This window comes from Imperialibacter sp., from assembly GCF_048007035.1.
In the GTDB taxonomy this organism is placed as follows: domain Bacteria; phylum Bacteroidota; class Bacteroidia; order Cytophagales; family Cyclobacteriaceae; genus Imperialibacter.
Genome location: NZ_CP180355.1, coordinates 1,055,357 through 1,076,946 on the forward strand (window position 1 = coordinate 1,055,357; position 21,590 = coordinate 1,076,946).

Below are 21,590 nucleotides of genomic sequence, written 5' to 3' on the forward strand. Positions count from 1 at the left end.
TTGGACTTGATCTCATCAGGCTGTTGACGACCTTGTTGGTATTGTCAAACAAAACTCAAAACAAATGAAAAGATTGAATCAATTGGCATTGCTATGTATCGCTTTGTTTTTTAGCCAATTAGCCGTGGGGCAATCCTACGATCTACAGCAATTGCTAAAGAGTGGGAGCCTTACGGTCATCGACCGCAAAGTGACACCACTCAATGACGGCGGCAAAAAGGCGGTCTCCTTTTCCGACAAAAGCGACGCTGGTGGCTATGCACTCATCAAAGGCCTGGAATTCAGCGAAGGCACGATTGAAGTTGACATCAAAGGAAAAGACGTGCAAGGCAAGAACTTTGTTGGCGTTGCTTTTCACGCCGTGCCTGAAGACGGCAAGGAGACTGCCGCCGATATTGTTTATTTCCGTCCTTTCAATTTCAAATCGGGGGAACAAATTCGTCGCAGCCACTCGGTGCAATATGTAAGCCCACCCCGGTGGGACTGGAGCGAGCTGAGGGAGAAGTATACCGGAAAATACGAAAATGAAATCCCCTCCCCACCTGATCCGAACGGCTGGTTTCACGCCCGCATAGAAGTGAAAGGCAAAGAAATCACTGTCTACGTCGACGACGCAAAAGAGCCTTGTTTAAAAGTGACCAAACTCAACGACAGAACCACTGGCAGCGTGGGAATATGGGTGGGTTACGCCACCAACGGCGACTTCGCAAACCTGACAGTCACCAAATCAAAATAAGCCGGGAAATTATGAGAAAGTTAATTTCTATAGCACTTGTGCTAATAGCAGGGATATGCTACGGCCAGAAAAAAGCGACTGTTAAAGTGCCTATGAAGCCCGGGCACTGGGAGTTTGCTCCCGGAAAAGTGGAATTCACCGACTATAAAGGCCAGCCTTCGATGAAGCTGCTTCCGGAAGCCGGTTTCGCTATTCTCAAAGACATGGTCTTCACTAATGGTACCATCGAATTTGACATGGAAACCATCGACCCCAACTTTGCCTCATTTTACTTTCACTGGCAAAACGAGTCGGAGAACGAATGCTTCTACCTGCGAACCGCCAGGATTGGCTACCCAACTGCCAAAGATGCAGTCCAGTATGCACCGTTCGTCGGGGGAGTCAATCTCTGGGACATCATGGATCATTACCAAACCAATGCCGTGCTGAAGAAGGAAGAGCCTAATCACATAAAGCTGGTGATCTCCGGAAAGCAAATGATGGTGTACGTCAACAGCGAGAACCCCACACTTTACGTGCCTATGCTGGAAGGCAACACAACAACAGGCACGCTGGCCTTCGACAGCCAGGTGATCATTACCAATTTAGTCGTTACGCACAACGAAACTGAAGGCCTCTCCCCGCTGCCCGGGGCTGACCCAACAGATTCGGATCCCTATTATATCAGAGAGTGGAAAATGAGCGAGCCATTGGCAGCCGGACAATTCAGCATGGAGTTCAGCAAAAGCTACATGCCAACCGAAAAAACAGTCTGGGGAAAAATAAGTGCTGAGAGAAGAGGCCTTGTCAACTTAACCAGAAAGTTTGGCCAAAGTGATCCACGCCGCATTGTGTGGTTAAAAGTCAAAATAACGTCAGCCATGCGTCAGCAAAAAATGCTTGACCTTGGCTTTAGCGACGAAGTATGGGTGTTGCTCAATGGTAGAGTGCTCTATATAGACTCCAACCTCTATGGCCACCCGATTATGAAGGAGCCAGACGGAAGACTTTCCTTATCCAATAGCTCGTTCGAAATCCCGTTTCAGGAAGGTGACAACGAACTACTCATTGGAGTCGCCAACAATTTCTTTGGGTGGGGGATTACCGCCCGCTTCAAAGACCTGAATGGGCTAACAGTCGAAAAGTAGCAGTTCGAAATATTTTAACCCTGGCTATTGGCAGAATCAGGGTTGCTTTTATATATTTACGTAAGTACTTACGTAATTTAAATCATTTATGGGTTTTTATCAAATGGCTGGCAAAATGGCTGTGGGCAGCAGACTGCGAAAACTCAGTGACATACTTACTGAAAACGCTGCCAAGGTATATGATGTTTATCAGGTTGACCTGGAGCCCAGGTGGTTCCCGGTATTCTACACCCTGGCGAAAACCGAAGGCCTTGGCGTAATGGAAATTGCGCAGAGCATAGGACAAAGTCATGCCTCAGTCAGCCAGATAATTAAGAAAATGAAAAAGAAAGGCCTGATTGCCGAGGTCAAAGACGAAGCCGATGGCCGGAAAAGCGTGGTAGAGCTTTCAGCAAAAAGCAAAGAAGTGAGTGAAAAGCTGGAACAGCAAATGATAGACGTCAAGAGCGCCTCCGAAGAGCTACTTTCCGAAATGCAATATGATATGTGGAAGTCTATCGAGGAAATGGAATTCCTGCTGGAACAGAGAAGCCTTTTCGATAGAGTAATGGCTAAAAGGAAAGAAAGAGAGGTACAAAAAGTGAAGATCGTCGATTACGATGCTCAATATCAAAACGACTTTAAGCAGTTGAATATCGAATGGATCGAAGCTTACTTCAAAGTCGAGAAAACGGATCTCCTTTATCTGGACAACCCCAAATCATACATCATCGACAAGGGTGGGCATATTTTTTTCGCTGAATACGACGGAGAAATCGTTGGGACGTGTGCCCTGGCAAAGATGGACGATGAAACTTTTGAACTGGCAAAGATGGGAGTAAGCCCCAAGGCCCAGGGTAAAAAGATAGGCTGGCTGCTCGGTCAGGCCTGTATTAATAAAGCCAAAGCCTTAGGTGCAAAGCGTATATTTCTCGAGAGCAATACCCGACTGGTACCAGCTATCAATCTTTATCATAAATTGGGTTTTCAAAAGGTGACAGGACCTCCATCGCCTTATGAGAGAGCCAACATACAAATGGAATTGATTTTATGAGCAGCATTGTCTTTACCACGCCGACCTCCGACGACGATCTCCAGCAGGTTCTCGATGTGCAGGAGAGAAATCAACCCCATAATATAACACCGGAGCAGTTGGCCAAAGAAGGATTTGTAACAGTGCGGCACAACCTGGATTTACTTCGCTCAATGAATGAATCTGCGCCTCAGGTCATCGCCAAAGATGGTGGTAAAGTGGTGGGCTATGCGCTTGTCATGCTTCAGTCATTTCAGGATTTGATACCCGTATTAAAGCCGATGTTTGTAACGCTTGAATCGCTCAGTTATCGAAACAGGCCAATGCAGTCTTACAACTATTACGTGATGGGCCAGGTGTGCGTAGCTGAAGGATACCGGGGAAAGGGTGTTTTTGATGGCATGTATCAACAGCACAAAACGTTGTATGCCAATCAATTCGACATGTGCATCACTGAGATCGCCTCAAGAAACCCCAGGTCTCTCAGAGCCCACCAACGGGTTGGGTTCCAAACCATACACACCTTTACCGATGCTACTGACACCTGGGACATCGTGGCCTGGGACTGGAGATAAGCAGCGCTTCGCCTTTCTGAAAGGGTGTTTGCTTCTCGTTAAGAATTAACTTTTTTATCAAAAAAATAACATTTTTGATAAAAAAGTTACATCATTATCTTTGCTGCCTGAAAGAATAAAATGTACTCATTCCTCATTTAAATAGCTTTAACGAATAAAGAACATCGTTTATCGAAAGCCACTTAACCTGATAAAAGGAACTAGAGCTACTTACATTACTTTCGTAATGTTCATTCAGCTATTTAAGAAATGAAACTTAGACTTCTTCTGCTTGCAAGCCTTAGCATCCTGACGCAAAAAGCCTGGGCTGTTACCTACAACACCACCTCATCTGGCTCGTGGAGTAGCGCTGGTTGGTCGCCGAGTCAGCCATCAAGCCTGGCGGCAGGAGACATTATCAACATCAACCATACCATTAATGGCGGCAACGCATCTATCAGTTTGCCGGGGAGTGGCGTCACCATTAACCTGTTCGCCAGCTTCACAGTTGCTCAGCTCAATTTCCAAAATGGCTCCGGCGGTACTGTAGCCATCAATACAAACGGTAACCTGTTCAAAATGAATGGCGCTTTCAGCACAAACAGCAACCCAACCATTAACGTCAACGGTGCGATCACGGCAGGGTCTATGTCGATCAATGGAGGAGCTGACCTGACTGTAAGTGGTGTAGCAACCGTTAACGGGGCTTTGAGCACCGACAATTCAAACACACAACTTTCTTTTCAAAGCTCGCTGACAGTGACTGGAGCTGCAACACTTAACAACGGGAGTGACATGACCGTAGCCGGCGCAGCTTCGATCTCCGGCAATCTTTCATCCAACAACTCAAACACAGCCCTCGTATTTCAAAATACCTTATCAGTTGGTGGCAATATCAGCGTCTCAAACGGGGGCGACCTGAGTGTAACAGGCAATACGTCGGTGACGGGAATTATCAATGGCGACAATACTAATTCCGACTTTTCATTCGGCGGCACTTTAACATCAGGATCTGTGAGCTTAACCAACGGTGTTGGGCTGTCTGTCACTGGCGCTGCAAACGTAACAGGGACTTTCTCAGCTACCGGCGGAGACAATGCCTTGTTCGGAAGCAACCTTACCGTGAGTGGGGCCATCACCAAGGGAGGTGGGGTTATGACTGTTAACGGCAACCTTTCTGGTACTTCTATTACCGTTAACAGCAATGGTTCACTTGTTGTAACGGGTAGCACAACTACCACTGCCGGAGGAATTTCTGGAGACGGCAACGGATCAATCAGCCTGAACGGCTCCGTCACTACAACAGGCGGTGGAATTTCTTTGTCAAACGGAACTGATCTCACTGTGGTTGGTGTAGCCTCCATTGGTGGGGGCATATCGTCCAACAACTCAAATACGACAATTGAATTTCAGAATAACCTTACTGCCTCTGGTAGTGTCGACATTAGCAATGGCGGTGATTTCGCTGTAGATGGTAATGCCAACATTGGCGGCCACATTGCCTCGGACAATTCAAATACCACCTTCGACTTCGGTGGCAACCTTACTACAGGATCCTATGTGCAAATTAATAACGGAGGAGACTTCGCCGTGACGGGTGACGCCACTATAAATGGTGCTTTGAGTTCTAATAATTCCAATACGCAATTTGACTTTGGACAGGCATTAACCACAACAGGAAATTTAACAATCGACAACGGTGGCGATTTGTCTGTAGGAAGCAGTGCACATATTGGAGGTTCAATAACAACGAACAATAGCAACACGCTACTCGATTTCAACGGCCCCCTCACTGTTGATCAAAACGTTACCATGACCAACAACGGTAACATCATACTCGCTGATGGCGGATCGGTAGGAGGTAATTTTTCCATAGGTAGAGCGACGATAGAAGATGGCATTTTGGAAGTTGGCGGTACCACCACTGTAGGAAACACACTTACCGTTTACGGAGGTCTGGACTCCGGCAATATTCAAAACAATGGTACGATAGTAGGTGATGGTACTTTGGAGTGGGATACTTTCACAAACTCCGGCACAATAACAGGCCCAGGCGGTACCTTCAACTCTCCTGCCATCCCCGCCTTCAACCCCTACAATATGGCCACAGGCGGCGCAGTGCTTCCGATCAAACTAGTGAGCTTCACCGCAAAAATCGTCAACAACTCAGTTGTAATTGAGTGGATCACGGGCGAAGAGGAAAACAACGACTTCTTTACCATCGAAAGATCTGCAGACGGAATCAACTACCAACCAATCCTCCATCTTCCGGGTGCTGGCAACTCCATCTCTCAGCTCAAATACAAAGCCGTTGACGCTCAGCCGATTTCAAAAATCAGCTACTACCGCCTGAAACAAACAGACTACGATGGTCAGTTTGAATACTTCGCTCCTGTGTCGGTAAGCTTTTCAATCGTCGAACCAATGACCGTGTATCCAAACCCTGCCAGCGACTATGTGTCATGGAGATCCGATGAGAATATCTCTTCTGTAGCTATCTATTCTTCGGCAGGAACGCTGGTTCGTTTGATCGAAACTCAAAACCTTGTTGAGCAAAATACAATGGAAATTTCTGACCTCCAGAGAGGAAACTACATTTTGCGTTTTAACAAAGTAAGCGGACAGGAGACTTTAAGGCTCATTAAGAACTAGTTTGCGATCAGTTGCAGACAAGTGAAGTGGTTCTTATTGGGAATATCTTGTAAGATTATTCTAATTTAAAGGTTGAAAGAAACCTTTGAATAATGACTAAGCCCTACTTGCTCTGCATACTACCTTTCCTCCTTTTTGCTTGCTCCGAGCCTGACGAGCCCGGAGAACTAAAGCTACGTTTCAACACTCCAGCCAAAGTATTCGAAGAAGCCATGCCCATCGGCAACGGCCGCCTTGGTGCTATGATGTACGGCGATGTTGCCAAAGAAAAGTTCTCGCTGAATGAAGAAACACTTTGGTCGGGCGGCCCAGTAGATGCCAACATGAACCCGGAGGCATACAAACATCTCCCAACTGTAAGAGCAGCCCTTTTCAACGAAAACTACCAGCTGGCTGATAGCCTCGTCCGCAATATGCAGGGTTCCTTCTCACAGGCTTATGAGCCTATGGGCTTTCTTACCATTGATTTCGATCATGCCGGCGACCCAACTAAGTATAAGAGGTCGCTTGACTTAAGCCGGGGCATCGCAACTGTTGACTATGAAATAAATGGCACAGCTTTTCATAGAGAAAGCTTTGTGTCATTCCCTGATCAGGTAATGCTGGTGAGGCTTTCCACTGAAGGAAATGACAAACTGAATTTTGAAGTAGGCCTCAGTAGCAAACTTCCGTTTTCCACTGTAGCCGAGGGAGCACAAGTGGCCATGAAAGGCTTCTCTCCGATCAAGTCGGAGCCAAGCTATCGGGGCGATATGCCCGATGCGGTGAGGTATGATAGCTTGAAGAGCATGCGCTTCTGCACCATCGCCAAAGTGCTTTCGACCGACGGAACCTCCACTGCCGCCGACGATAGAGTGAAAGTGTCGGGGGCCTCGTATGCCATCATTGCACTTTCCGCTGGCACCAGCTTCAATGGCTTCGACAAGCAGCCAGGCACAGAGGGAAAAGACGAGATTGCCGCCGCCACACAGTATCTAACCAAAGCTGAAGGCTCCGATTACGACATTTTATTGAGAAGGCACAAAGAAGACTTTGGTAAACTATTCGACAGGGTGTCCATCGACCTTGGGCACTCAGCGGCCGACACGCTGCCCACGCCTGAACGCCTCAAACGCTTTACGGCAGGTGAAGCAGATCCTGACCTTGCGGCTCTTTACTTCCAGTACGGCCGATACCTGCTCATCAGCAGTTCAAGACCAGGTGGCATTCCCGCCAACCTGCAGGGTATCTGGAACGAGCATGTGCGCCCACCCTGGAGCAGCAATTACACCACCAACATCAATGTGGAAATGAACTACTGGCCGGTAGAAGTGGCTAACCTGTCGGAACTGCATGAGCCGCTTCTGCAATTCGTCGGAAAGCTGGCTCAAACCGGCAAAGTCACTGCCAAAAACTTCTACGATGCAGACGGATGGGCGCTTCATCACAACTCTGATATCTGGGCAATGACCAACCCCGTGGGTGATTTTGGGAATGGCTATCCCGGCTGGGCCAACTGGAGCATGGGTGGCCCCTGGATCAGCACCCACCTTTGGGAGCACTTCGCCTTTACCAGAGACACAGTCTTTCTTGAAAACCACGCCTATGACTTGATGAAAGGAGCCGCTCAGTTCTGCCTCGATTACCTGGTAGAAGGTCCGGATGGTTACCTGGTAACGGCGCCTTCCACCTCCCCCGAAAACGACTATATCACAGACAAGGGCTACGTGGGCGCCACTTTTTATGGTGGCACAGCCGACCACGCCATGATCCGGGAGTTGTTCATTGACCTGATAGAGGCTACCAAAGTACTCAACAAGGATGAAGATTTGAGGAAGGAGCTGGAAAGCACATTGGACAAGCTTTACCCTTATCAGGTTGGCCAGAAAGGAAACTTGCAAGAGTGGTACCACGACTGGGAAGATAAAGACCCTCACCACAGGCACATCTCTCATTTATTCAGCATTTACCCCGGGCGCTCCATCACACCCTCGACTACACCAGATTTAATGGAAGCAGCCCGTCGCTCACTTGAACTCCGCACCAACAACGGCACCGGCTGGTCAATTTCCTGGAAAATCTCTTTGTGGGCACGGCTGCTGGATGGCGACATGGCCCTGGATGCCATCAAAAAGCTTTTCAACTATATCGGCACAGAGGAAGGGGTGCAATACCATGGAGGTGGCACCTACCCTAACCTGATGGACGCCCACCCACCGTTTCAGATTGACGGAAACTTCGGAGGCACAGCCGGCATTGCCGAAATGCTGCTGCAAAGCCATGAAGGCGTGATTCATCTACTTCCAGCATTACCCTCTGAATGGAAAACAGGGAAAGTCACCGGGCTGCGTGCACGTGGCGCAGTAACAGTTGACATAGAGTGGAAGGATGGAAACCTGGTATCGGCAGTCATCACGCCCGACTTTGAGGGAGAATACACCATCAGATTCGGAGATAAAATGCAGACAATAGCGGCGAAGAAAGGAAGCAGGCAATCAATAAAATTCTAACAATATGGCGTACGATGAGCACCTTGCCGAACGAATCGGCCAAAGCCTGAAGTCACACAAAGTGTCGTTTGAGGCCAAAAAGATGATGGGAGGGCTTTGCTACCTCGTCGATGGAAAAATGACTGTGGGCATTGTGAAAAATCAATTGATGGCCCGCATCGACCCTGACATCTACCAGGAAGCACTACAGCGAAAAGGAGCGAAAGAAATGGACTTCACTGGTCGGCCAATGAAAGGCTATGTGTTCGTGTCACCTGAAGGTGTGGATTTGGATGATGACCTGGACTACTGGATTAGGCTGGCCATTGAATTTAACCCTAAAGCTAAAGCTAGTAAAAAGAAGGAGCCTAAAAAACCTCCCCCGCTTTCAAACTGAAACCAACAAGCACAACAGACTGAATTTCGTCCTCGCCGATAAACCGATTTCGCAGTTCAAATTTACCGTTGTCGCCCAGTACAAAAATTTCGATAATCTCCTCACCAGGATACACTATCCAATACTCCCTAACACCACTTTCTTCGTACAGGCTGTATTTGTTTTTCAGATCCTTCGCTGCTGTAAAAGGAGAAAGTATTTCCACGACCAGATCGGGGGCACCTATGCATCCCTTGTCGTCCAACTTGCTTTGGTCGCAAACGACCACTATGTCGGGTTGAACTACGTTGAAAATCTCTTTGTCTTCGCTGCCTTTCTTCGATGGAAGTCTGACATCAAACGGAGCAAAGTATACTTCACACGGATGCCCCTCTAAAAAATTGTACATCTTATTTCCAAGGGACGCACTTACCTTTTGATGGCTGCGATTAGGCGCTGGCGACATATGAAAAATCTTGCCTTTGATCAGTTCCACTCTATCCTCAAAAGTCCACCGCAAATAGTCGGCATAGGAATAGGCTGCTCCTGAATCAAGGAGGGTAATATCGTCTACGTTTTCCTCTGGAATTTTATATTTTACAGGCATCATGTAAATATAACGACTTAGCACCTTTTTCTAAACAAAAAACCCCGGCCATTCGGAATGGTCAGGGCTCATGTATGTCTAGCGAATTTATATCAATTCACATTCATATTCGGGTCAAATTCAGCCTTCCAGGCCAAAATCCCGCCAGCCAGGTTATAGGCATTATCAAGCCCCTTTCTTTCGAGAAACTCCACAACCGTACCGCTTCTTCTTCCGCTTCGGCAGTACACCACCACCTGTTTGCCTTTCTCCACTTTATCGATATTGTCGGCCATGTTACCCATAGGTATGTGCAGCCCTCCAATATTGGCCTGAGCCACTTCATTGGGCTCTCTTACGTCAATCAGCTGAAAGTCAGCTCCTGAATCCATCAGTTTTTTCAGTTCGTTTACACTTATTTCCTTCATGGCTATTCCCGTTCTTTAATCTTCGAAGATCAAATTAAGTCCTTCAAAAAACAACAATTAAATGCTTAATCAGTATTTAAAGCCACTAATTTTTTTGAAAAGTTCCAAATAAGCTTTCACTTTGTCGCCTTCAATTTTGTAGTTACAGCATATGAGCAGCAAAAAACATTTCGAAACCAACGCCATCCGTACACAGGCAGAACGTTCGTCACAACGAGAACACAGCGTGCCTATCTACGCCACGTCTAGTTTCGTATTCGATAATGCTGAGCAAGCCCGAGCGTTATTTGCCAATGAGGAGCAAGGCAACATATACAGCCGATTTTCTAACCCAAACAATGATGAGTTCATCGAGAAACTCTGTCTGCTGGAAGGAACAGAGGACGGTATGGCCATGGCCTCGGGCATGGCAGCCATGTTCACCAGCATGGCGGCTTTTCTGAACAGCGGCGATCATATCATTGCCTCCCGTTCTGTTTTCGGCTCCACGCACCAGATCCTGACACAGCTATTCCCTCGCTGGGGTATCACACATACTTATGTGGACCTGAGCGACCCCGCTGAAGTGTGGGAAAAAGCTGTAACACCCAATACTAAAATGGTTTTTGCGGAAACTCCCTCTAACCCAGCGCTCGACTTGATAGACCTGGAGTGGTTGGGGCAGTTCGGTAAAAAGCACAACCTGATCGTCAATATTGACAACTGCTTTGCTACGCCTTATTTACAAAACCCGGCCAAATACGGCGTGCATATCGTTACCCACTCAGCCACTAAATTTATCGATGGTCAGGGAAGAGCGATTGGTGGTGCTGTGCTCGGCAGCAAAGAACACATTGAAAAAGTAAGGTTCTTCGCCCGACACACTGGCCCGGCTATGTCTCCATTTAATGGCTGGATTCTTTCCAAGAGCCTTGAAACACTGGCTGTGCGGATGGAAAAACATTGCGACAATGCCCTCAAGCTAGCCACTCATCTGGAGAGTCACCCCGAGGTAGTTTGGGTGAAATATCCTTTCCTTCCTTCTCACCCTCAGCAAGCGTTAGCAAAAAAACAAATGACCCTGGGCGGCGGCCTCGTCACCTTTGAGTTGGGTGGTGGAGTAGAAAGAGGCAAGAGATTCCTCAATGCACTGAAAATGATCTCGTTCTCCGCCAATTTGGGCGACACACGTACCATAGCGACTCACCCTGCCTCTACTACCCACTCGAAGCTCAACGCAGAAGAGAAAAAAGTAGTGGGCATCACCGACGGACTGATCAGGGTCTCTGTGGGACTGGAACATCTTGATGATGTAGTAGCTGACCTTGAGCAGGCGATTGCAGCTTCGAAATAGTAGTCAAATACTGCCGACAATAAAACAACAACCCCATTTATCAATTGGTATGTGATAACTGGGGCTGCAGTAGTTGTCAATTTGCTTTTGAGTGAATTTATATCTTAAAGAACCACGAGCAATTAGGCAGTGGAAAGGAGTTGACCTCCCCGTCCTGAAACACCGTAACACCAGCGAGAGCTATCTGGAAGGCACGCCCTTCCCGATGCTGAAATCTAACTCCAGGCATCAAAACCAGCGCAGAGAATTTTTCATAACCGGACTCATCCGAAATCCTTACCGAAGTAAGCATTCCATTGCTGTCGTAGTTATCGTGCCACATACTGCTCCTGCGGTATTGACTGGCCACAAAAAACATGGAATCAAAAATAAAACTTGACTTACTACCTGCCGGTGTTACACCAGCAATCGAAAACGATGGTGCTTTTGCCATTCCATTTTTCTCAGATTGGTAAGGAATATTTGGGTAGTATCCTCCAAACTCGTCAGGGGTAACGGGATAAACGCCCGGCTTTGCGTAGTAGCTTTCTGTTCCCGTCCCAACGTACAAGTAGCCAGCGGAGAAAGTAATATTGCTCCGTCGGTTCCCTAGTGTTAACATCCCCCAGTGAAGTCCTCCGGCACCTTTGAAGCTATTGAGATATCCGGAGGATCCCAATAGTGTGCCTATGCCAAAGCTAACTTTCTCATTTCGAGTTGGGATTGACACTTTGAATACCCCAACGAAAGGACTGGCAATCCAGGTAGACATGATGCCCGCTGAAAAATTGTCGGCCAGAGAAAAATGAACTTCAGGCCCATACAGGTTCAGCATGCCATAGTCCTCCCCCTTCCGAATTGGTAGCGCATTGGTAGTGAAATAGTACCTTGTACTGAACGGATCATTGGCCTGGTACTCTCCGGTTAGGTCAATACGATCTGACTCGGCAAAGGGTCTGATAGTTTTGACATCGCTCTTGGAAATATAGATTTTCCCAAGGTTTTCCGTTTCAAGAAGTATTTCTCTCCCGTCATCGCTCACAATCACACCTACTCTTACAATACCGTCGTGGGTAGTGACAACCACCTTTTCTGCCACACTATCGGCAGCTGGCTCCTGTGCATACGCTGCAAATGAAATAACCAGAGCAGCCACAAATGAAAAAATCAGTTTTGCTTTCATAGTACGAATCGTTTAAAAAATGATATTGGTCTTATAAAAAATCTTAAGTTCAAAACCTGAATTCCAGGCAGGCCAGGCACTATCAGCAATAGCCTCCGTCTTTAAAAAAATACTCGCATAAGGATGCTGAGCAATAACACGAGATCAAAAAGTAGCGATAGCATGCTATCCGCTATTGTAGGTTATGCAAAAAGTCGGCCAATTATTAAAACCTTAAACCAATCTAAACGCACCATGCCCACATCAAGACAATGACGTTCGCTTACATATTCTGTCATCCTTAAATCATATTCTGCTGCGGATCATATGCTGTCCCTTGTCAAATATTACTACTTTTGCAGCTTCCGAATAAACAGCAAAAAGAATGGACTCTGCAGAATTGAAAAAAGTGGCCCTCAACGATGTTCACGTGGCCCTGGGTGGCAAAATGGTACCTTTCGCAGGCTACAATATGCCTGTTCGCTACTCCTCTGACCTGGACGAACACCATACAGTTAGAAATGCCGTAGGTGTGTTCGATGTGTCGCACATGGGTGAGTTTATGGTAGAAGGCCCTGGTGCCCTGCCCCTCATCCAAAGCGTGACATCCAACGATGCTTCGAAACTGGTGGACGGACAGGCGCAGTACTCTTGCCTGCCCAACGACAAAGGCGGCATTGTGGACGACCTGCTGGTATACAAAATGGCTGACGAGAAATACCTGCTGGTGGTCAATGCCTCTAACATCGACAAAGACTGGAACTGGATCAGCAGTCACAATTCCTTCGGAGCGAAAATGACCAATATCTCCGACGCCACCTCCCTTTTTGCTGTGCAAGGCCCGAAGGCAGTTGAGGTTCTTCAAAAGCTCACCACTGTTGATCTTTCAGCCATCAGCTACTATCATTTCACGGTAGGTGAAATTGGCGGCATCAAAGACGTCATTATTTCTGCTACCGGTTACACCGGTGCTGGTGGATTTGAGCTGTATGTGAAAAATGAGGGCGCCAAAGCACTTTGGGACAAGGTGTTTGAAGCTGGGGCCACTGCTGGTATCAAACCTATAGGCCTTGGTGCCAGAGACACGCTGCGCCTGGAAATGGGCTTCTGCCTTTACGGCAATGATATTGACGACACCACCTCTCCCATCGAAGCTGGACTCGGCTGGATCACCAAGTTTACCAAAGAATTCACCAACTCAGCTGCCATCAAAGCCCAAAAAGAAGCTGGTATCAGCAAAAAGCTGGTTGGCTTTGAGTTGGTTGACAGAGGCATTCCACGAGCGCATTATGAATTGTTCAATGCCTCTGAGGAAAAAATTGGCGAAGTAACGTCTGGCTCACAATCGCCGACGCTCGGCATAGGCATAGGCATGGGCTACGTGAACAAAGCATACAGCCAGCCCGACACGGAAATATTTGTGGGAGTAAGAGGCAAGTTCCTAAAGGCCAGGGTGGTAAAAGTGCCTTTTCTAAAAAAGTAAACTGATGAGGAATATTGATGTCTGCCTTTCTCCGGAGCTAATCCATCAATACGAGTTAAAAGGCAAAATTGTGGTGGTGGTGGACATACTCAGAGCCACCTCCTGCATGGTGTCAGGCTTGGCCACCGGAGTAGCCGCTATCAAACCATTGGCCGATGTGGACATCTGCAAAGGGCTCAAGCAAGAAGGTTACTTCACAGCGGGTGAACGCAACGGCAGCAAGGTGGAAGGCTTCGACATGGGCAACTCCCCTTTCGAATACATGGAACCTCACCTGAAAGGGCAGAAAGTGGCCGTTACCACCACCAATGGCACCCTTGCCATCGAAAAATCAAAGACGGCAGATCAAATCGTTATCGGTGCCTTCCTCAACCTGAGCGCCGTTGCAAAATACATCCAGCAGCAAGACAAAGACGTGGTGGTGGTTTGTGCGGCCTGGAAAGGAAAAGTGAATCTTGAGGACAGCCTGTTTGCTGGTGCCCTGGTTGAACGGCTGGCCACTTCGCACCAACCTGAGTGCGATGTCCCCCGAATGATGGTAAAGCTATACCAGGTCGAAAAAAATGACCTCTTCACATTTGTGAAGGAATCGTCGCATGCCCGCCGTCTCAACAAGCTGGACGTATTTAAGGACATCGAATTTTGCGTGCAGGAAGATCAGTTTGATATCGTTCCTGTGCTGAAAGAAGGACATCTCGTTTTAGCGGGCTAAAATGGTGCCGGCGGGCAACCCCCACCGGCACAGCTTTTATTCGACGCTACTCACTCCGCAACGTCTGTACTGGGTTGACGCTGGTGGCTTTGGTCACCTGGCTTGCCACCGTCACAGCTGTTGTCACCAGCACAATGCCCATCGCCAGAATGAATGGGAGCGCTGTAGTTTCCTTGGGGTCCGGATAAATAGCGTTGATCATTTGAGTGATAAGAAAAGCACCAGCCGGTGCCCCCAAAAGAAAGGCAATAAGAATCGTCCAAAAGTATTGTTTACTGGCAATTCTGATGATTTGCGTTGCATCAGCCCCCAGCACCTTCCTTATCCCAAATTCCTTTTTCCGACTTTGAATGCTAAAACCGAGCAGACCAAACAAGCCCAGGCAAGCAAGGACAATAGCTAAGCCCGATATGAAGCTTATCACCACAATATTTCCCTGATTTTCCTTAAAGAAGTAATCAAAAACATCTACCTGATACTTACTGTTGTAAGGGTCGTTTGGGGCTATTCCTGTCCATGCTGATGCAAAATATTCGTCCAGTTCTTTTTCATTACCCGCAGCGGTTTTCACTACGAAATAATTAAATTCCTCCTCGGGAGCAGCAGTGAAAACAGATGGTAGCATTTCATCGTAAAAAGCATTGCACATGAAGTTTTCCAGTACCCCCACCACCGTGTACCGTGTGCTATCATAAGTCACCTGTTGGCCTATGGCATCATCCCAACCAGCCTTTTCCACAAACATTTCTGTTACGATGATACTTCCTGACTGGTCATCTGCTTTGCTGTCTCCAAAGAACCTTCCTTCCTTAAGGCGGAAGCCCATCGTTTCCATATAGTTTTCGCCCACATGAAAGGCATAGGTTTTGACCTCCTTGTCAAGCACGTCGGCTTTGGTGAGCTTATTGGCCCTGGCCACGTGGTAATTGCTCCCGGCATAGCTCAAAACAGCGGTATTCCTGTTGGCCGCATCCCTCAGGGCCTGAAAGTCCGACGCCTCCACCAGTGGCATTGAAATGATTCCTTTGGGATTGTATCCCCAGTCCTTTTCCGCCTGATAAATGGCATTGTCGGTAAAAACAAAGCAAGCGATGATGGTGCTTATGGCAAAGAAAAACTGAAAGCCCAGCAATATTTTGCTGAAGACGTTCTTTGAACCCAGTTTCTCATTTCCTCTGAAAATACTGGTTGGCTGAAACTTCGACACATAGAAGGCCGGATAGGCACCTGACACCAGGCCAATAAATAGTAACAGCCCACCGAAGAAAGCAATCAGCATGGGAAGACTAGAAAATTCAAAAGGAATGGTAATTGGTATCATGGTGTTGAGCCCGGGCAAAAAGAAATAGTAGCTCAACACAGTGCCCAATCCCAGAGCAAAAGTGCATAAGATCATGTTCTCCAAAATGAACTGGTAAATGATCTGCCGCCGATTTCCCCCAATCACCTTCCTCATGGCAATTTCTTTCAGTCGTCGGGTAGCGGCCGTTACAGAGATATTCATGTAATTAAAACAAGCCAGCAAAACCAACATAGATGCCACCACAGAAAGCCCGATACGCCCGGCTGGATGCCCGCTCCCGCTTATCGAGCCATCTATTTCAAAAGACCTGAGCGCCAGTTTCTCCAATGGCACCATCTCAAATTTATCGATAGGCCATTTGCTACTTGTTTGATTCTGCAGAGCCACAAATCCTCTAAAAGTCTCCTCCAATTCCTGTGGCTGGCGACCTTCCTTCATTTCAATAAAAATAGCATCTGTGGAATAGGCCCAGTCATAATGATCTTCGAGTTGCAGATCAAAGAAGTTGTCCATCGGCACCATGATTTCAAATGAAAAGCTCGCTTTATCCGGCGTCTTGTCCATTACCGCCCCCACCGTATAGTTCTGAATCACACCGTTGGAATACTTGATGGAAACATCCTTGCCCATAGCGTCCTCCCGTCCAAAGTATTTCTCTGCGGTATTTTTATCAATCACTACATAACTTTTGTTCTCCAGCGCATTTACATCTCCATACTTGATAGGAAAATCAAACACTTTCAGCAGGGCCGGGTCAACAAACGATACCAACTCGCTAAAAACATTGTCACCAAACCGCATATTGCCATACTGGAATTCGACCCGCACCACATTGTCAACCCCAGCGTGCTTGTCAACCAAATCCGGCCCTATCAGCAAGGGAGCATCCGCCCACATCGCAGTGCTGTTCTCGGTTTTCACATGATTGATCAGTTGGTAAATATTCCTCCTGTTGGAGTGGAAGTCGTCCATATGCGTCTGCATATCAACAAATATGAAAATGGCGATGCCCATGCCTATTGCCACAGACAAGCCAAGGATGTTGATGAGCGAGATGCCCCAGTTTTTGGATAGGTTTCTGAAACCTATCGTAAAGTAATTTTTAATGAGTCCCATTTGACTAGCCTTATAATTTGAGTTTGTCCTTTTAATGTTCGCCCACCTAAAAAATCGAAGTACATTCCAAATAAACCGCCGCCGGGCTTTTTGGGTGTCTACAGCAGCCTCCCTCTCAAAAATCTCATAGATATCCCCTTCGATCTCTTCCAGAAGATCGGGATTGCAATACCACCTTAGGAATTTATCAGCCCATTTAGGCGGCGATAGCTGCTTCATAATGAAAAGTTGAAGGCCATTTTTGGTATTCTTTTGTACAGCTCGTTCCTGAAAGCGAAAGACTCATCCAGCGCCTTTTTGCCAACAGCCGTCAAAGTGAAGTACCGCTTGCGTCGCCCGCCTCTTTCGTTGGTGGCTCCTCCCATCCGTGACGTAACGTAGCCTTTCTCTTCCAGCCTCCGCAACACGGCATGGGCCGCACTTACATTCATGCTTCTACCTGTCTGCTTTTCTATTTCATCCATTACAGCCACGCCATAGGCTTCGTCAAACAACGCCCCAACTGTCAGCAGAATAAGTTCTTCCAATTCACCCAAATATGAGCCTTTCATAGTCACCATTAGTTATACAAACATAAAAGTAATGCATTATGTTGTCTTTTTGTAGAAGAAATAAAAATAAAAGAGCCGGGAGGTTATCCCGGCTCCTGACCCTATTCATCAATCACTTATGGTTTTTTATATCTCGCCCACGTTTCATCTATGTATACGGAGTCAATTTCTTGTCCTTGCTTCACTGTCTTTTCCGCAAAAAGTGTCCACCTGTTGGCGTTAACAACACCACCAAATGTAATGGTAGCCCCCGTTAGGGTGTGACCCGACGGGTGAATCATTGCCACATTCTCGGTGTACGTTTTTCCATCATAGATAATTGATCCTGTGCCTGTTCCTGAAATATAGTCCCCGTCATCATTGTATTGAATCCAAACAAAATGTGAAGGAGTCACAAGCTTCATATACTTCACAAAGCCAGGGTAGCTCATTTCAGGGCCTCCTTCCTTTTCGTGATAGGAAACTAACTCCCAGGTTCCGACGAGGGAAGTGTCGTTTTTTGCAACTGCAGGCACCTTCCTCCACATTTCCTCGATGCGAGACGAATCCACGACAACTGTTTCCGCACTTTCGACATCAAACTCAAAATCTTTCACGAAACCTCTATGATGCCATTCACCGTCGACAAAGTCAGCCGTGAAGTTGATTTTTTGGCCGAGGATGCTACTGGTGGCTGGAAGAAAAAATTCAATGTTTTCTACATAGTTCTCACCATCGTAGGTGTAGGTTCCACCTCCCATTCCCACAAGCTGATCGTTATCTTTCTGATAGCTTATCCAGGTAAAATGGGTTGGGGTCAGGTGTTTTTGGTAAAGAATATTGGAGGCGTGATCTATCCAAGTCTTTCCACCACTGGAGTCGCTCATGTAAGACACCAGCTCCCATGTGCCCACAAGACTTTTCGGTGCCGTTGTTGACTCCTTCGAGGAATCGGACGAGCACCCACTGGCCAGCACATAAATACTGGCAACGGCTAAAATCAATATATTTTTCATGGTTATAATATTTTAGGTTGGTTTCTCCTTCCTGTTGTGATCCTCTTAAAATGTAAGCATTATTTATGAGAAAGTCAGAATTTTCCTCTGCTTAATATCCCTCACATCGACAAAATCACAAAGCATGGGATGTTTGCTTCATCTGGCCACTACGTATAATCTCTATCTTTCCGTGCGATTTCATCAGTTTCATCATAAGTTTGCGCCTTAATAAAAAACCATGTCCTCGTACCCCTCCATTATTCTCAAAGCAGGAAAAGAACGCTCCATCCAGCGTTTCCACCCATGGGTGTTTTCAGGAGCTATCCAACATACTCCAAAAGAATTAAGTGAAGGTGACCTGGTGCAGGTGCTGGACAGCAGAAAGAAATTTCTGGGCATCGGGCACTACCAAATCGGTTCGATCACTGTGCGCATGGTGGCTTTCTCCGACGTCACGGTCGATGAAGCCTTCTGGAAAGGTAAAATTGACAGGGCAGTTGAAGCCCGCAGGGCAGTAGGCTTGACGAAAAAAGACGACCTCAATGTTTTTCGCCTGATACATGGAGAAGGCGACGGCTTGCCAGGGCTGATCATGGACTACTACAATGGAACGGTGGTTTTTCAAGCGCACTCCGTTGGCATGTATCTGCTGAAAGACACTTTTGCTTCTATCCTCAAAGAGCTTGACCTCCCCATAACCGCCTGCTACAACAAGAGCGCCGGCACCATCCCTTTCAAAGCACCTATCCAGGCCGAAGATGGATTCATTTTCGGGGAAGGCGACACGGTGGAGGTAAATGAATACGGAAGCAAGTTCACCATCAATGTGGTGGAAGGCCAAAAGACAGGTTTTTTTATCGACCAGCGGGAAAGCAGGCGACTGCTGGAGGAGTTTAGTAAGGGCAAGAAAGTGCTTAATACGTTCTGCTACACAGGTGGCTTTTCGGTATCCGCTTTAAAGGCTGGTGCCTCAGAAGTGGTCAGTGTCGACAGTTCGCAAAAAGCCATTGACCTGACTGAGCAAATCATTGATTTGAATTTCGGGAAAACGGAAAAGCATACGTCCCGTTGTGCTGACGCTTTCGACTATCTGGCTAAAATGCCCGACGATTTTGATGTGATTGTACTCGACCCGCCTGCCTTTGCCAAGCATGTAAGGGTGCTTGAAAACGGTCTCAAGGGCTATCGCACGATTAATGAAAAGGCCATCAAAAAAATAAAGCCGGGAGGAATACTGTTTACGTTTTCATGCTCTCAGGTGGTGTCGCCGCAAGATTTTCGCACGGCTGTATTTTCAGCCGCTGCTGCCACAGGACGTGAGGTTCGCATCCTGTACCAAGTGCATCAGCCAGCCGACCACCCGGTAAGCATTTACCACCCTGAGGGGGAGTATTTGAAGGGCTTGGTGTTGCAGATAAGTTAACCCTCGCTCTACTTAAGCTTTTCATTGTCCTTGTGGCGGGTCTTGTCTCTGCTGGTCTTTTTCTCCAGGTTCTTTTGGAATGCCTCCGTAAGGTTGACCCCTGTCTGGTTGGCCAGACAAATCAGCACCCACAGCACATCGGCCATTTCATCTCCCAGGTCTCTTCCTTTGTCTGATTGCTTGAACGACTGTTCGCCGTAAGTCCTTGCCATAATGCGGGCCAACTCGCCTACCTCCTCAGTCAAAATGGTCATGTTGGTCAGCTCGTTGAAGTAGCGGACACCCACGGTCTTTATCCACTGATCTACCTGCTCCTGTGCTTCTTCTATCGTCATCTGGAAGGGTTTAAGCTTTGTTCTTAGTATCAATAATGATCGTAACAGGGCCATCGTTTACAAGCGCCACTTTCATATCGGCTCCAAACTCACCCGTCTGAATTTCACGCTGTAAGTCAGCCTGCAGCTGGGCAATCATTTTCTCATAAAGAGGTATGGCCACATCCGGCCTGGCAGCTTTGATATAGGAAGGTCTGTTGCCCTTTTTTGTGCTGGCATGGAGCGTAAACTGACTGATAAGCAGTATGTCGCCCCCAACCTCCGCAAGGCTTCGGTTCATCACACCATCGTCGTCGTTAAAAATCCGAAGATTGACAATTTTCCTACTCAACCACTCTATATCTTCCTGAGTATCCGCCTCCTCAATACCCAGAAGCAACATAATACCAGTTCCAATTTTTCCTTCGACGACGCCGTTAATTGTTACCGATGCCTCCGACACTCTTTGAACCACTCCAATCATTGCTCTTATTTTTCCTTCGAAACATTATCAGGTTCAAAGTACAATCAATAATCAATTCAGGCTAATCCTTTGTGGTCGTAATTTTTTCAATTTGTCGGGAGGGGAAAACATGGAGGCGTGGTAGCCCCTTTTTGGCCGTAACGACCATTCCTTTTGCCACCCTGCTGGCGTCAATAGCAAAAAGCTTTCTACTCGATCCTATCATAAAAAAGGAGAATAGTTTGGAAAAAAACTTGGCAACTTCTTCGAAAGGGCGACGGTCATCCCTTTCACCCAAAAGAAGAGAGGGTTGGTAAATATATAGCGAAGGGAGACTTAATTTCTTCAACGCCTCTTCGAGCATCCCTTTCACTTTGTTGTAATAAATGACCGAATCAGCATTGGCACCCAGCGCAGTAACAACATGAAACTGCTCACATGTGGCAGTTTTAGCAGCCGCCTGAGCCAGATTGAAACAGTAGGTATAATCCACTTTAAAAAAAGCTTCCTTCGATCCGGCCTTTTTCAAAGTGGTGCCCAGGCAGCAAAAAAAATGATGGGCCTGCATATCAGCCGAAAGGCTCTCCAAATTCTCAAAATCTGTTATAACAGCCCGAACTTTGTCGTTGGCAGACGGGAGCTCTCTTCGTGTGAGGACTACAATTTTATCATAATAATCGTCGCCAACCAGTTGATCCAGCAGCGATGTACCAACCAAGCCAGTGGCACCAGCAATAAGTGCAGTCTTACCCATATCATTTGAAGTTTAATTGTTGGCAACTCTATCTGAAAGTTGCTTAAAACCATTGACGGATACCGCCACTTCGGCCACTCT

The 21,590-nt window shown here is 47.1% G+C and carries 20 protein-coding genes; 11 read left to right on the plus strand and 9 right to left on the minus strand.

Going from position 1 to position 21,590, the window contains the following annotated elements; genetic code table 11:
- Positions 1-64: 64 nt before the first annotated feature.
- The 7 genes from ACMVP2_RS04725 (at position 65) to ACMVP2_RS04755 (ending at position 8,946) form a co-directional block, all read left to right on the plus strand.
- Positions 65-736 (plus strand): hypothetical protein, encoded by a 672-nt coding sequence (locus ACMVP2_RS04725; protein WP_416866916.1) that lies wholly within the window; start codon positions 65-67, stop codon positions 734-736.
- An 11-nt stretch (positions 737-747) separates the two neighbouring features.
- Positions 748-1,863: a hypothetical protein gene (locus ACMVP2_RS04730; RefSeq protein WP_416866917.1), complete on the plus strand. Its 1,116-nt coding sequence runs from the start codon at positions 748-750 to the stop codon at positions 1,861-1,863.
- Positions 1,864-1,951: 88 nt separating this feature from the next.
- Positions 1,952-2,896 carry a bifunctional helix-turn-helix transcriptional regulator/GNAT family N-acetyltransferase gene (locus tag ACMVP2_RS04735; RefSeq protein ID WP_416866918.1) on the plus strand — a complete coding sequence of 315 codons (945 nt, stop codon included), beginning with the start codon at positions 1,952-1,954 and terminating at the stop codon, positions 2,894-2,896.
- Entirely contained in the window at positions 2,893-3,450 is a 558-nt protein-coding gene (locus ACMVP2_RS04740; RefSeq protein ID WP_339792933.1) for a GNAT family N-acetyltransferase, read from the plus strand. Before ACMVP2_RS04735 ends, ACMVP2_RS04740 begins: the two co-directional genes overlap by 4 nt.
- A 249-nt stretch (positions 3,451-3,699) precedes the next feature.
- Positions 3,700-6,081, plus strand: coding sequence for a T9SS type A sorting domain-containing protein (locus ACMVP2_RS04745; RefSeq protein ID WP_416866919.1), 2,382 nt, complete (start codon positions 3,700-3,702; stop codon positions 6,079-6,081).
- Between the two features lie 92 nt (positions 6,082-6,173).
- On the plus strand, positions 6,174-8,570 hold the full coding sequence (locus tag ACMVP2_RS04750; protein WP_416866920.1) for a glycosyl hydrolase family 95 catalytic domain-containing protein: 2,397 nt from the start codon (positions 6,174-6,176) through the stop codon (positions 8,568-8,570).
- 4 nt (positions 8,571-8,574) lie between these two features.
- Positions 8,575-8,946, plus strand: coding sequence for a TfoX/Sxy family protein (locus tag ACMVP2_RS04755; protein WP_416866921.1), 372 nt, complete (start codon positions 8,575-8,577; stop codon positions 8,944-8,946).
- Here the strand turns inward: ACMVP2_RS04755 and ACMVP2_RS04760 are convergent.
- Together ACMVP2_RS04760 and ACMVP2_RS04765 are read right to left on the minus strand one after the other, a co-directional pair.
- A complete protein-coding gene (locus ACMVP2_RS04760; RefSeq protein ID WP_416866922.1) occupies positions 8,918-9,535 on the minus strand; it encodes a Uma2 family endonuclease in 618 nt (205 codons plus the stop codon). The two genes, ACMVP2_RS04755 and ACMVP2_RS04760, sit on opposite strands and share 29 nt — an antisense overlap.
- A gap of 89 nt (positions 9,536-9,624) precedes the next feature.
- Positions 9,625-9,939, minus strand: coding sequence for a rhodanese-like domain-containing protein (locus ACMVP2_RS04765; protein ID WP_151998036.1), 315 nt, complete (start codon positions 9,937-9,939; stop codon positions 9,625-9,627).
- A 151-nt stretch (positions 9,940-10,090) separates the two neighbouring features.
- Between ACMVP2_RS04765 and ACMVP2_RS04770 the strand changes: the two genes are divergently transcribed.
- On the plus strand, positions 10,091-11,272 hold the full coding sequence (locus ACMVP2_RS04770) for a trans-sulfuration enzyme family protein (RefSeq protein WP_339792941.1): 1,182 nt from the start codon (positions 10,091-10,093) through the stop codon (positions 11,270-11,272).
- A gap of 97 nt (positions 11,273-11,369) precedes the next feature.
- Here ACMVP2_RS04770 and ACMVP2_RS04775 read toward each other — a convergent pair whose 3' ends face one another.
- Positions 11,370-12,434: a hypothetical protein gene (locus ACMVP2_RS04775; protein ID WP_416866923.1), complete on the minus strand. Its 1,065-nt coding sequence runs from the start codon at positions 12,432-12,434 to the stop codon at positions 11,370-11,372.
- A 364-nt stretch (positions 12,435-12,798) separates the two neighbouring features.
- On the opposite strand from ACMVP2_RS04775, the gene gcvT reads away from it, so the two are divergent.
- Both gcvT and ACMVP2_RS04785 read left to right on the plus strand, forming a co-directional pair.
- Positions 12,799-13,896 carry a glycine cleavage system aminomethyltransferase GcvT gene (gene gcvT, locus ACMVP2_RS04780; RefSeq protein ID WP_339792943.1) on the plus strand — a complete coding sequence of 366 codons (1,098 nt, stop codon included), beginning with the start codon at positions 12,799-12,801 and terminating at the stop codon, positions 13,894-13,896.
- Positions 13,897-13,900: 4 nt separating this feature from the next.
- A complete protein-coding gene (locus tag ACMVP2_RS04785; RefSeq protein ID WP_339792944.1) occupies positions 13,901-14,608 on the plus strand; it encodes a 2-phosphosulfolactate phosphatase in 708 nt (235 codons plus the stop codon).
- A 46-nt stretch (positions 14,609-14,654) separates the two neighbouring features.
- Here the strand turns inward: ACMVP2_RS04785 and ACMVP2_RS04790 are convergent, their stop codons facing one another.
- The 3 genes from ACMVP2_RS04790 to ACMVP2_RS04800 form a co-directional block, all read right to left on the minus strand.
- Entirely contained in the window at positions 14,655-17,246 is a 2,592-nt protein-coding gene (locus tag ACMVP2_RS04790) for an ABC transporter permease (protein ID WP_416866924.1), read from the minus strand.
- Complete coding sequence (locus ACMVP2_RS04795; protein WP_317487903.1) at positions 17,243-17,578, minus strand: PadR family transcriptional regulator; 336 nt, start codon at positions 17,576-17,578, stop codon at positions 17,243-17,245. Before ACMVP2_RS04795 ends, ACMVP2_RS04790 begins: the two co-directional genes overlap by 4 nt.
- 116 nt (positions 17,579-17,694) lie before the next feature.
- Entirely contained in the window at positions 17,695-18,573 is an 879-nt protein-coding gene (locus tag ACMVP2_RS04800) for a hypothetical protein (protein ID WP_416866925.1), read from the minus strand.
- Between the two features lie 220 nt (positions 18,574-18,793).
- Here ACMVP2_RS04800 and ACMVP2_RS04805 point away from each other — a divergent pair, with 220 nt between their 5' ends.
- Complete coding sequence (locus tag ACMVP2_RS04805; protein ID WP_416866926.1) at positions 18,794-19,978, plus strand: class I SAM-dependent rRNA methyltransferase; 1,185 nt, start codon at positions 18,794-18,796, stop codon at positions 19,976-19,978.
- Between the two features lie 8 nt (positions 19,979-19,986).
- On the opposite strand, the gene ACMVP2_RS04810 is transcribed toward ACMVP2_RS04805, so the two are convergent.
- From ACMVP2_RS04810 to ACMVP2_RS04820, 3 genes are all read right to left on the minus strand, one after another.
- On the minus strand, positions 19,987-20,313 hold the full coding sequence (locus ACMVP2_RS04810) for a nucleotide pyrophosphohydrolase (protein WP_416866927.1): 327 nt from the start codon (positions 20,311-20,313) through the stop codon (positions 19,987-19,989).
- Between the two features lie 10 nt (positions 20,314-20,323).
- Positions 20,324-20,776 (minus strand): D-aminoacyl-tRNA deacylase, encoded by a 453-nt coding sequence (gene dtd, locus ACMVP2_RS04815; RefSeq protein WP_416866928.1) that lies wholly within the window; start codon positions 20,774-20,776, stop codon positions 20,324-20,326.
- A gap of 61 nt (positions 20,777-20,837) precedes the next feature.
- Positions 20,838-21,509 carry an NAD-dependent epimerase/dehydratase family protein gene (locus tag ACMVP2_RS04820; protein ID WP_339792956.1) on the minus strand — a complete coding sequence of 224 codons (672 nt, stop codon included), beginning with the start codon at positions 21,507-21,509 and terminating at the stop codon, positions 20,838-20,840.
- Positions 21,510-21,590 lie beyond the last annotated feature (81 nt).

Excerpts from the sequence above, each read along its gene's own strand:
- gcvT (WP_339792943.1), top strand. The coding sequence starts at position 12,799 with ATGGACTCTGCAGAATTGAAAAAAGTGGCCCTCAACGATGTTCACGTG.
- ACMVP2_RS04810 (WP_416866927.1), bottom strand. The coding sequence starts at position 20,313 with ATGACGATAGAAGAAGCACAGGAGCAGGTAGATCAGTGGATAAAGACC.
- ACMVP2_RS04775 (WP_416866923.1), bottom strand. The coding sequence starts at position 12,434 with ATGAAAGCAAAACTGATTTTTTCATTTGTGGCTGCTCTGGTTATTTCA.
- ACMVP2_RS04790 (WP_416866924.1), bottom strand. The coding sequence starts at position 17,246 with ATGAAGCAGCTATCGCCGCCTAAATGGGCTGATAAATTCCTAAGGTGG.
- ACMVP2_RS04770 (WP_339792941.1), top strand. The coding sequence starts at position 10,091 with ATGAGCAGCAAAAAACATTTCGAAACCAACGCCATCCGTACACAGGCA.
- ACMVP2_RS04755 (WP_416866921.1), top strand. The coding sequence starts at position 8,575 with ATGGCGTACGATGAGCACCTTGCCGAACGAATCGGCCAAAGCCTGAAG.
- ACMVP2_RS04730 (WP_416866917.1), top strand. The coding sequence starts at position 748 with ATGAGAAAGTTAATTTCTATAGCACTTGTGCTAATAGCAGGGATATGC.
- ACMVP2_RS04765 (WP_151998036.1), bottom strand. The coding sequence starts at position 9,939 with ATGAAGGAAATAAGTGTAAACGAACTGAAAAAACTGATGGATTCAGGA.
- ACMVP2_RS04805 (WP_416866926.1), top strand. The coding sequence starts at position 18,794 with ATGTCCTCGTACCCCTCCATTATTCTCAAAGCAGGAAAAGAACGCTCC.
- ACMVP2_RS04795 (WP_317487903.1), bottom strand. The coding sequence starts at position 17,578 with ATGAAAGGCTCATATTTGGGTGAATTGGAAGAACTTATTCTGCTGACA.
- ACMVP2_RS04725 (WP_416866916.1), top strand. The coding sequence starts at position 65 with ATGAAAAGATTGAATCAATTGGCATTGCTATGTATCGCTTTGTTTTTT.
- ACMVP2_RS04785 (WP_339792944.1), top strand. The coding sequence starts at position 13,901 with ATGAGGAATATTGATGTCTGCCTTTCTCCGGAGCTAATCCATCAATAC.
- ACMVP2_RS04740 (WP_339792933.1), top strand. The coding sequence starts at position 2,893 with ATGAGCAGCATTGTCTTTACCACGCCGACCTCCGACGACGATCTCCAG.
- ACMVP2_RS04760 (WP_416866922.1), bottom strand. The coding sequence starts at position 9,535 with ATGATGCCTGTAAAATATAAAATTCCAGAGGAAAACGTAGACGATATT.
- ACMVP2_RS04820 (WP_339792956.1), bottom strand. The coding sequence starts at position 21,509 with ATGGGTAAGACTGCACTTATTGCTGGTGCCACTGGCTTGGTTGGTACA.
- ACMVP2_RS04750 (WP_416866920.1), top strand. The coding sequence starts at position 6,174 with ATGACTAAGCCCTACTTGCTCTGCATACTACCTTTCCTCCTTTTTGCT.
- ACMVP2_RS04800 (WP_416866925.1), bottom strand. The coding sequence starts at position 18,573 with ATGAAAAATATATTGATTTTAGCCGTTGCCAGTATTTATGTGCTGGCC.
- ACMVP2_RS04735 (WP_416866918.1), top strand. The coding sequence starts at position 1,952 with ATGGGTTTTTATCAAATGGCTGGCAAAATGGCTGTGGGCAGCAGACTG.
- dtd (WP_416866928.1), bottom strand. The coding sequence starts at position 20,776 with ATGATTGGAGTGGTTCAAAGAGTGTCGGAGGCATCGGTAACAATTAAC.
- ACMVP2_RS04745 (WP_416866919.1), top strand. The coding sequence starts at position 3,700 with ATGAAACTTAGACTTCTTCTGCTTGCAAGCCTTAGCATCCTGACGCAA.